Origin of the sequence: Pseudovibrio sp. WM33, from assembly GCF_001623165.1 — a bacterium.
In the GTDB taxonomy this organism is placed as follows: Bacteria; Pseudomonadota; Alphaproteobacteria; order Rhizobiales; family Stappiaceae; genus Pseudovibrio.
The window spans coordinates 1-9,155 of sequence record NZ_LMCK01000026.1; the positions used below are offsets into that span (position 1 = coordinate 1).

The 9,155-nt window shown below is 48.7% G+C and carries 12 protein-coding genes; 9 read left to right on the forward strand and 3 right to left on the reverse strand.

Going from position 1 to position 9,155, the window contains the following annotated elements:
• Positions 1–66 precede the first annotated feature (66 nt).
• From PsWM33_RS27085 to PsWM33_RS06890, 5 genes are read left to right on the forward strand one after another with little or no spacing between them, the layout of a single operon-like run.
• Positions 67–1,140, forward strand: a complete 1,074-nt coding sequence (locus PsWM33_RS27085; protein WP_153039904.1) for a YwqJ-related putative deaminase — start codon at positions 67–69, stop codon at positions 1,138–1,140.
• Positions 1,137–1,643: a hypothetical protein gene (locus PsWM33_RS06880; RefSeq protein ID WP_063299670.1), complete on the forward strand. Its 507-nt coding sequence runs from the start codon at positions 1,137–1,139 to the stop codon at positions 1,641–1,643. Before PsWM33_RS27085 ends, PsWM33_RS06880 begins: the two co-directional genes overlap by 4 nt.
• A 6-nt stretch (positions 1,644–1,649) precedes the next feature.
• The gene (locus tag PsWM33_RS06885) at positions 1,650–2,309 is read left to right on the forward strand and encodes an endonuclease V (RefSeq protein ID WP_063299671.1); all 660 of its coding nucleotides are present in this window, start codon (positions 1,650–1,652) and stop codon (positions 2,307–2,309) included.
• A 9-nt stretch (positions 2,310–2,318) separates the two neighbouring features.
• Positions 2,319–2,609: a PAAR domain-containing protein gene (locus PsWM33_RS26690; RefSeq protein ID WP_063288927.1), complete on the forward strand. Its 291-nt coding sequence runs from the start codon at positions 2,319–2,321 to the stop codon at positions 2,607–2,609.
• Positions 2,599–2,979, forward strand: a complete 381-nt coding sequence (locus PsWM33_RS06890; protein ID WP_082826905.1) for a hypothetical protein — start codon at positions 2,599–2,601, stop codon at positions 2,977–2,979. Before PsWM33_RS26690 ends, PsWM33_RS06890 begins: the two co-directional genes overlap by 11 nt.
• Positions 2,980–3,763: 784 nt before the next feature.
• Here the strand turns inward: PsWM33_RS06890 and PsWM33_RS06895 are convergent.
• From PsWM33_RS06895 to PsWM33_RS06905, 3 genes are read right to left on the reverse strand one after another with little or no spacing between them, the layout of a single operon-like run.
• Positions 3,764–4,927, reverse strand: a complete 1,164-nt coding sequence (locus tag PsWM33_RS06895; RefSeq protein ID WP_063299673.1) for a glutathionylspermidine synthase family protein — start codon at positions 4,925–4,927, stop codon at positions 3,764–3,766.
• Between the two features lie 16 nt (positions 4,928–4,943).
• Positions 4,944–5,615: a PspA/IM30 family protein gene (locus PsWM33_RS06900; protein WP_063299674.1), complete on the reverse strand. Its 672-nt coding sequence runs from the start codon at positions 5,613–5,615 to the stop codon at positions 4,944–4,946.
• A 13-nt stretch (positions 5,616–5,628) separates the two neighbouring features.
• A complete protein-coding gene (locus tag PsWM33_RS06905) occupies positions 5,629–6,066 on the reverse strand; it encodes a DUF2170 family protein (protein WP_082826906.1) in 438 nt (145 codons plus the stop codon).
• A gap of 245 nt (positions 6,067–6,311) precedes the next feature.
• Here PsWM33_RS06905 and PsWM33_RS06910 point away from each other — a divergent pair, with 245 nt between their 5' ends.
• Genes PsWM33_RS06910 through PsWM33_RS06925 form a run of 4 tightly spaced genes read left to right on the forward strand, consistent with a single transcriptional unit; the run spans position 6,312 to position 9,007 of the window.
• A complete protein-coding gene (locus PsWM33_RS06910) occupies positions 6,312–7,367 on the forward strand; it encodes an ion channel (RefSeq protein ID WP_063299675.1) in 1,056 nt (351 codons plus the stop codon).
• Positions 7,348–7,995, forward strand: coding sequence for a DUF2491 family protein (locus PsWM33_RS06915; RefSeq protein WP_063299676.1), 648 nt, complete (start codon positions 7,348–7,350; stop codon positions 7,993–7,995). Before PsWM33_RS06910 ends, PsWM33_RS06915 begins: the two co-directional genes overlap by 20 nt.
• Before the next feature lie 17 nt (positions 7,996–8,012).
• Entirely contained in the window at positions 8,013–8,423 is a 411-nt protein-coding gene (locus PsWM33_RS06920; protein ID WP_208992044.1) for a DUF350 domain-containing protein, read from the forward strand.
• A gap of 17 nt (positions 8,424–8,440) precedes the next feature.
• The gene (locus PsWM33_RS06925; protein ID WP_082826907.1) at positions 8,441–9,007 is read left to right on the forward strand and encodes a DUF1190 domain-containing protein; all 567 of its coding nucleotides are present in this window, start codon (positions 8,441–8,443) and stop codon (positions 9,005–9,007) included.
• Positions 9,008–9,155 lie beyond the last annotated feature (148 nt).

Consider the following 9,155-nt stretch of genomic DNA (forward strand, 5'->3'; position numbering starts at 1 on the left):
TAACTATAGGCGTGGACCACTTCAAAGGGGGAGGCTCACCTAGACGTAACGTTTATCCATAATTTTTTGAATTTTTTCAATGCCGGCAGTCAAGAAAAAGCCTCAGAATTTAGTGCTGAAACAATGAGACAGGCTGCACTTTTCCGAGAAGACAATGATAGTGCAATTGAAAAATGGAAAGCGTATTTTGCTAATATTTGGAATGAAATCAAAGCCAGATATTATGATTGTGGATGGTTTTATGCGGCAGCCACCATATCCGTCGATAGTACATTTGCGTTAGCTGAGCTTGCCATATCAGCAGGAGTTAGCGGAGCTGCTATCAAAGGTCTGCGTGCTGTTAAGTTTGCGGTAAGCCGTACTTCTGCTGGTAAAATCCGTGTGGAAGCCCGTAGTTCCGAGTCGACGAAGTCTATGAAGCGAGAGTGGGTGGAAGAAGACCTGCTTGCTAAATACAGTAACCCGGAAGATAACCACGGCGGCACAACCCTGCTAGAACCTAATCGCAAGATTCCGGATGAGCCTGCGGAAGGAATGGCGAAGAAAAAAGGTGAGGACGGCAACGATAAAAAGGAAGATGAACCTAAGGATAGAAAGAAGAATCTCTCGGAGAAAGACCGTAAGAAGCTGGAAGATAAACAAAACAAAGTGTTCGAGACTACTGTAAAGAAGCTGGGAAATGAAAAAAGAGGGCCTGTACTTTTCAGCGTAATAGATCCTGAAACCGGTCAGGTGTATCATGGTATAAACGGAAGTATTCCGCCAACTGAGCGAGTAAAAGATACACTGACAGCTAATCTTCATCCTTTATTGAGAAGTAAAGTTGACGAATATAATGCAGGCGTTAAAAGCGGCAAATACACTAAGGGGGTCTGGGAAGACACTAACGTTCCAAAGAATGGGGTCGCAGGTCACCACTCCGAAATATGGGCACTTAATCAAGCACTGAATGCCCGAAAGAATGCAGGGTTAACAGTTGATGAGTCGACTCTCAACACTCTCTTTTTATCCAATAAACGCTTAAAAGGTAAAAAAATGGGTCAGTCCATCATACGCTGTCCTGATTGCGCCCAAATAACCAAGGGTGTTAATGATGTATCTGACGACATAAAATTTAGGGAAGCGGATAGCGGCTCATGAACGGGTATATAAAAAGAATATCCTATGATTTTAGTGGGTATGACGAAGATGAAAAAGAGTTTGTTACTTACGACGAGAAGCCATTTACTGGTGTGCTCTATGAAGAGCTCAATGGAAAGCTAATTTCAGAGGCGTCTGTTGTCCAAGGGATAAAAGATGGGTATACGTTATGGTATTATAATAGTGGAAAAGTTGAACAAATTCAGGAGCTTGGAAAGCACACAATCATTGGTCTGTTAGCTAAATGGGATGAAAATGGCCTCTTAGTTTCAGCGGAAAAAAGATGGAGTAGTTTACTTGTTGAAAGGCTACTCGAAGAAAGAGGTATTTGGAGCTACGAGAGAGTTGCAACAGAGCAGCAAATTAATGAATCGCAGAGCTCTCCTCTTACAAACATGTACAATTACCGAAAAGAATCCATTTACGACCTTCTTGCTGAAGCCGAAGAGAAAATTAAGAATGGCACAGTATTTGACGACCCGAGATTGTATAGTGAAGGGTAGAGAACTTTGTCTTCACTCTCTCCAAGTTTAGAGCTGTTTTTACATGAGCAAGAGAAGCTATCCGAGCGTATTATCTTAGAAGATTGCGTCAATACGGTAAACTTAGTTGCTGGTGTTGATGTTTCCTATAGTGGAGATGGTAAGCATGCTTGTGCTGTCATTGTCGTTCTTGATGCAGAAACGCGAGAAGTATGTGAGTTGGTTCACAGTATTGGTATTCCAGATTTTCCGTATGTACCTCAATTTCTTGCTTATCGCGAAATGCCGCTAGTGAGTGAAGCTTATGGCAAACTTTCAAGGCAACCTGATCTATTCTTTTATGATGGCAATGGTACTTTACATGCTCGAAAATGTGGGGCAGCCAGCCACTTTGGTGTTGTTTTCGATGTTCCAGTCATTGGTTGTGCCAAAAATGCCTCAACTCCAACCACAAAGTTTTCTGGAAACAGAGGCGATCATTCTCCGATCTTAGAACATGGAGTGGTTTTAGGTGAACAGCTGATTACTCAAAATGAAGTAAAGCCGCTTTATATTTCAGTAGGGCACAAAGTTAGCTTGAAACGCTCTCTTCAAGAAACTTTGAACTTCGCGCCGGATTACCGCCTGCCTGAGCCAATCCGTCAGGCAGATCATTTATCTCGATCTATTTTGAAATCAATTTATTAAGGATTTGCGATGCCAGCAGCCTATAGAAAAGGCGATATCGCCGCAGGTCATGGGTGTTTTCCGCCCACGCCTTCCTCTGCAGGAAGCCCCGATGTGTTTGTAAACGCTATTGCCGTGGTACGCGTGGGTGACGGCGTTATCCCCCATGGTTGCGGCAACTGTCCGCCTCACCCTCGTTCCATGTCTGCAGGATCTGGATCTGTGTTCGTCAATGGCCGCGCGGTATGCCGAGTGGGCGATGCTGTAGGGTGTGGTGGCTCCGCTTCGGCTGGATCAGGGGATGTTGAAATTGGCGGTTGATCAAGACACTCCAAAACCGGGAGCATTCGACTTGGGAGAAGGCCTCACGCCAGTAGATGTATGGCAAGGCCTTCATGCCAGCGAACCTCTCTGGATTGCATCTGCAGGCGTCGAGGGCGGCGAAGAAAACCAGATCCGTATTGACGAGACAGATCTAAGCCTTCTGAAGAAACTGGAAACCTTCCCTGCGAAAAGATGGGCTCAGATGTGTGATGGCATCGGCTGGACGGCGCTCGGCGCGGTAGCATTGTCCTGGTGCCAAAGTTCTAACGATCAAGCCTTCAAAGTCGCTTGGTCGAGCGCAGTGAACGATGAAAAACTCAGTGATAGTCAAAAGCGGGCATTAAAGTTGGCAAAGGCTTACGATTAAGACGGTACTCGGTGCACCTGAGTTAATGTCTCAAGAGTATCCTGATCACCTTGAGGTCCTGTCCCAGTGTTGGGATGAAGGAAACGTAAGTTCTTGCGTCAACACCACGTCAACCGCTGTACGCAGTTTGAACTGTACATAGCGCTGTTTGATGTCGTATAGTTCGTTAAAGTCTTATGAGAGTTGCTAAGCGGTATCAGTCGCTTGTGAGCTAACTTATTGAAAAGTAACTTATAGTAGAATTTGCTATATTAGAGGCTCATAACCTGAAGGTCGTAAGTTCAAATCTTACCCCCGCAACCAAATTATGATCAATAGATCAAACACATAACAAAAGCCCTGAGCCAACCGCTCGGGGCTTTTTGCGTTGGCGTCAACACCACGTCAACAAACGACACGTTCGCCAGCACCTTACTCAGTAGATGTGGGTGGGAAATGACAGTCGCAGTCGCCGGTCAGTGCGGGTGAGGGCCTCCAGGGTAGGCGTAGTGACACAGCTGCTGCAAAAGCGCGCCAGTTAGCAAGCTGAGAGCTACTCAGCGACGCCCATCTTCCTTAGGACTATTACTGCTTGAAGAAGAACTCGTGACCATAAGCTGCCATTGGTGCTGTTCCTCAGCCGTCGCAGCCAATGTTTGATTTCAACTTCAAGACGATCTCCTCAAACTTCCTGCTGAAGTAATGGTAGATCATCTGTTCCCATGAGTTGACAAGCGCTATACGGACTAACTGTCGTTCGCTGCAGGCAAACAGCATGAAGACGTTAAGGTGCCTCAATTAAGCGTTAGTCGCAAATGTAGTGTGGGACGAAGCGCGACAAGTCTTTTGTGATCTTGGAGCTGTCTTCACGGATGCCTATTCCTGCTGGCTCATCTCCAATAACCCAAGATCCTATCACTGTGAAATCCTCACCATATTGCGGGACTGGGCAATAAGCTTGCAGAACGAAGCCCTCAACACCGTATGGGCCTTGTGCTTCCTCAGCGACTTGCGCTCCCTCCATGATGGAGACATTAGCCCCTTCTCGGCTAAAGATGGGTTTTCGTACATAGCGGTCGGTGAGATCGCTCATGTCTTCATCCTGCTCAAAATAGGATGGTAATAGGTTCGGGTGGCCTTTGAACATTCCCCAAAGCAGCGGGAGCATGGCCTTATTGGACAGAATGGCCTTCCAAGGTGGTTCAATAAGGCGCATGTTTGTTTTGGGCAAGATAGGTCCATAGGACTCGCGGAACATATCTTCGTAGGGGTAGAGCTTGAAGAGGTTCTCAATCACGTACTCTTCTTGATCGGCAAACTGAAACGCCTCATCCACGCCAATATCTTCGATAAAGACAAAGTGGTCCTGAAGGCCAGCCTGACGGGCGCAATCTTGCAGGTAGCGCACGGTTGCGCGGTCTTCAATAGCATCCTTCACGCAGGACAGGTGCAGGTGGTCTCCGGCTTCCAGAATCTGTGAGAGACGGCTGATCAGCTTGTCCTGAAGTGAGTTAAACTGATCGGCTTGCTGCGGGATCCCGCCGCGGGAGAGCTGGTCTTCCAGCCAGTTCCACTGGAAGAAGCCGGTCTCATACAAAGAGGTTGGAGTGTCGGCGTTGAACTCCAGCATCTTTGCAGGGCCGTTACCATCGTAGACAAAGTCAAACCGCCCGTAGAGCGCTGGCTCGGAGTTCTTCCATGATTGCGCGATCCAGTCCCAGTATTTCTCTGGAATCTGTAGCGCGCGCATCATCTGCTCACTTTGGACCGCTTTGTCGACGAGTTGGAGACACAGGCCGTAAATCTCCTCGGTCACATCTTCCAGATCATCCTCGATCTGTTTGAGTGTGAACTGGTATGCACGGCTTTCATCCCAATAGGGTTCGCCGTACATACTGTGAAAATTGAAGCCGAGCGCTTCTGCCTGTTGTTTCCAGTCGGAGCGCTCAGGCAACAATATTCGTTTCATAGATCAGCTCAGATGCTTATAGGGCTTCAAGAAGTTTTTGCACGTCGCCCTGTCCCGGACGCTCAAGGCGCTTGATCTTCTCTTCAAGGTCTGCCCCGCTATCAACCCGCGCTTCCTGCTCGGCAGCTTCCAGCATAGCCTGCTGATGGGCCTGACGTTGTTCAAGGCGGTCAAGACTGTCCACCGCACTTGCCAGTTTGCCATTGGAGGCGACTGTGCTGGTGGAGGAAGCTTTTTGAGCCTTGATCAAAGCTTCGGTTGCTTTGGCGCTTTCGATCTTTCGGTTCAGGTTTTCAATACGATCCTGAGACTGACGGATAGAAGCATCCATTTTCCCTTCGGTGGATTTATACTGATCCGCCAGATCCTGTTCAGAGATCGACTTTTCTTTCAGCTTGAGAATGCTCTCAATGATCTCGACAGCCAGCGCTTCATCTCCGGTTGATTTTGCCGTGCGCGCGGCGTCTGTGCGGCGCTGTACTTCGCTTTCCAGCTCAGCAACGGAGCGCTCTTTCAGCACTCTGTTGGCAGTCATACGTGAGCGCTCGTCCTTGGCCTGGGCGATGGCGTCTTTCGCCTCGCGAATTTCCTGTTCCAGAATTACCATCAAGTTGGAATCCTGAATGCTCTCAGCTGCGTTGTTGGCGTGGCCCTTCACCGCAGAAAACAGTTTGCCCCAGATGCTCATAGATGCCTCCTGATTATGCGCTGGCTTTTGGACCGAGTTCACGGGCCAGTTCGATTGCGTTTTCTGCGATTACTTTGAATTCCGCGACGATCTCAGAAATCGGAGAGGTGGAGGACATGGTGCCGAACAGCTCATGATACTCACGGTCGCCAATCTTCTCGATGGAGAGGGCGCTGAGCGGCATGAGTGTACGGTGAGAGCGCAGCATCAGCGCTTCAAACGCTTCCGGATCTTCCAGCTCATCGCGATCCCAGAGCACGGTGGTGGTGGTGATTTGTGCAGTGCTGACAACTACAAAGAGGACGACATCGCCGATGCTCTTCATGTGAACTTCAAAAACATCCTGTGCTTCAGGTGCAGCAACAAACTCCATTTCCTCTGAAAGGCCTGCTGCGCTCTTCAGCGCTTCCAGCAAACTTGAGGCCGTCCATTGGCTAACCGACTGAGCCATTACAAATTCTCCAATTCAAAACCGTATGGGTTCAAAGCGCTTTATAAGATGCGAGTCTTTAGTAGATTACCACCCGACTGTCTTGAGTGGGCTCAGAGAATGCACTTATTTAATGCAAATAAATGCTTTTCCCTATTCACCAAGTCAATATAATTACCTATTACTCACGGGGTTAATTTCAATAGTTCGCCACAAGTTTCTTCAGTGACCGTTCTATGGTGTACAGGCGACAGGACGTTTTATCAGTGCCAGTTATTCAGCGGATATATTCCAAGTTCTATGAGCACCTTGTTGAGCTGCGTCTTTGGGTGCTGTTCTCGCTCATAGGCGCGTACCTGCTGATCTCGTGGCTGCTATTTGTGTGGGCGGGTGAGACAGATTTGGTGTCTGACCCTGTCGTGTTCCTGTACTTTGCCTCCACCACGGCCTCAACCGTCGGCTACGGTGATCTGTCACCGGCAACAGAGGCTGGACGGCTGATTTCGGCGCTCTGGTTTGTGCCCGGTGCACTGCTTATTTTCACAGCTGTGTTGAGCAAGCTCACCAGCTCTCTCGTTCAAGGGATAAGACGTATGGTCGATGGCAGAGGTAACTTCAAAAGCCTTACGGGTGCCACAGTCATCATCGGGTATCACAGGGACCGTACCGAGCGCATGATTACAGACCTGATTGCAGGCAGAGACAACGACACGAAGATTGTGTTGCTTGCCACCTCCGCCGATATCACTGTGCCTGAAGGGGTTCGTTATGTACGCGGTGACCGGCTCGATACGCTGGAAACACTGAAACGGGCTGCGGTGGAGCATGCAGAAAAGATTATCGTTTACACCGAGAGCGATGCGGAAACGTTTAACACCTGCCTTGCTATCCGTGAGCTCTCCGGCAATGTACATGTGGCCGCCTATTTCGGTGACCGAGACACAGCCCGCCGTGCAACCAAACTAGCACATGTGGAAGCAGTGGTTTCGAGTGCAACAGAAACGCTTGTACGTGCTGCTCAGGATCCGGGCGCAAGCCGGGTTATCATGGCATTGAGCAGTGCAACGCACAACGCCACCATCTATTCTGGTGTTCTGGAAGGGGCACGCGGATATCTGGCTGCTGAAGTTGAGCAACAATTTCTTTCGGTTAATGCCGTTTTGCTTGCTGTGAGTCAAAATGGAGCGGATGATGTGTCATTCAAGCCGTTTCCACGTGATTTGAAGGGCGGTACCACCGTCTATTATGTGGCTCAGCAGCGTCTTGAGCCGGAGACATGGTCTCGTTTAATGGAGAAGCTTGATGCTGCGGTTCTGGCGTAAATCAAAAGCACAAAATGAATTACCTGAAGTGCTTGGCGTTACCATTGGTCGGGCTGTTACTGTTGACAGTATCTCCGTCAAGTTGCTGCCTCAGGACAGTTTGATCGAGGTGCCACAGCTGACGTTTTCAATCGTTGCGCAAGGCCATTGTGATCTTGGCGAACAGTCACACTTGCACCGCTTCTATCCAGATGACGACACCCTTCTCTTGCAAATTCAAGGTGGGGATGGCGTCACCGATGAGCGTGTTGATGAGATTATGCTGTGGTCTTACTACGATGTTCAGTACCCCAGCACAGATCACCAATGGCGCGAAATCCGCCGCTCTATCTGCCAAAAAACCTTTTCACTCTCCACTTCAGGGGGCGATGTGTTGTTTGAGCGAGCATGGTTTGACAGCTCTGACCAGCCAGAAGAACCCATGCAGTACTGGGAAAGCGTGAGTGAAGATCGTTCTGGCAAATCTGGACGTAAAATTTTCCAAAGCGCCATGTTGTTCGCACGAGAACTAAGCGACGGCAAAGACGAGATGTTGCTGGTGAACATGGAAGAGGTGGAAGGCACAAGCGAGCGCAGTGTGGCCTTTATGCTCGGGCGTAGTCTTTCACAACACGAATTGCATATTTGATCTTTATGGAGAATATCTTGGCTGAACTTCAAAATTCTTTATTTGGCTTACTGCCTTTCCTAGCCTATTTTATTGTCGCCGTTGTGATGCTTGTGATTTTCGTGGCGATCTACAAGTTTGTCACTCCTCATAAGGAAATGGCACTTATCAAAGAAAATAATAGTGCTGCCTCTCTCTCGCTCACAGGCACTGTTCTTGGCTTTTCCATTCCTATCGCAAGCGCCGCTGCCAACTCTGTTGGTCTGATTGATTTTGCTGTTTGGGGTGTTGTTGCAGGTGTCCTGCAAATCATCACATTTTTGGTATTCCGAGCGTTCTACCCGCAAGTCTCTAGCCGAATTGAAAAGGGTGAAACCGCAATTGGTATCCATCTTGGTGGCGTTTCTATTAGCGTCGGACTTTTGAATGCCGCTTGCATGACCTATTGAGCCTTGGAGGAAACCAGATGAAACGTTCAGGACCTCTAAAACTCGTAGTCATGGCAACAGCTGGGGTGTCTCTTGCTGCTTGTGATAAGTTCGAGGAAAAGGCAGACGGACAAGTTTTTGTCGATCAGGAGCAGTGTGTTTCTGCTGAGCAATATAGCGTGAATGAATGCACCGCAGCCTTCAAGGTTGCCAAAGATGCAGACAATGCCTCCGCACCGCGCTACAATACCAACCGCCTTTGTGAAGATCAGCATGGACGGTATGCATGTGTTCCAGCACATGGGACTGGAACCTCGTATAGCAGCTACTTTGTTCCAATCGCGGCTGGATACTTTATTGCTAATGCTGCGCAAGGTTTGTCTGACTGGAAGTATCGCGTTCGCCCTGTTTATCCAGATCGTAATCGACGCCATTTTTACACCAGCGGCGGATACCTTCTCGACATGTCGTCGAGCAATCGTTCAGCTCGTATTCCTAAAAAAGCGACGGCAAAACTCCCAAAGCCACCCAAAGTTCAGACCAGAACCTCCATCGCGTCTCGTGGTGGTTTCGGATCCAGATCAGGGCGTGGATTTGGCGGGTAAGAAAGATAACAGATGAGGCACCGTTTATGTCGATGCCTCATCTAAATTACACCTTCTACGAAAACTGCCTCAACTCTTGATAGAACTGCTCGAATGGCCGGTAATGGTATGGACCGCCTGCTCCCCTAAGGCGCAGGCTCTATAGTGA

Bases quoted from the DNA above. Each gene is read 5' to 3' on its own strand.
- PsWM33_RS06900 (WP_063299674.1), bottom strand. From the start codon at position 5,615: ATGAGCATCTGGGGCAAACTGTTTTCTGCGGTGAAGGGCCACGCCAAC.
- PsWM33_RS06880 (WP_063299670.1), top strand. From the start codon at position 1,137: ATGAACGGGTATATAAAAAGAATATCCTATGATTTTAGTGGGTATGAC.
- PsWM33_RS06895 (WP_063299673.1), bottom strand. From the start codon at position 4,927: ATGAAACGAATATTGTTGCCTGAGCGCTCCGACTGGAAACAACAGGCA.
- PsWM33_RS06915 (WP_063299676.1), top strand. From the start codon at position 7,348: ATGCTGCGGTTCTGGCGTAAATCAAAAGCACAAAATGAATTACCTGAA.
- PsWM33_RS06905 (WP_082826906.1), bottom strand. From the start codon at position 6,066: ATGGCTCAGTCGGTTAGCCAATGGACGGCCTCAAGTTTGCTGGAAGCG.
- PsWM33_RS06925 (WP_082826907.1), top strand. From the start codon at position 8,441: ATGAAACGTTCAGGACCTCTAAAACTCGTAGTCATGGCAACAGCTGGG.
- PsWM33_RS26690 (WP_063288927.1), top strand. From the start codon at position 2,319: ATGCCAGCAGCCTATAGAAAAGGCGATATCGCCGCAGGTCATGGGTGT.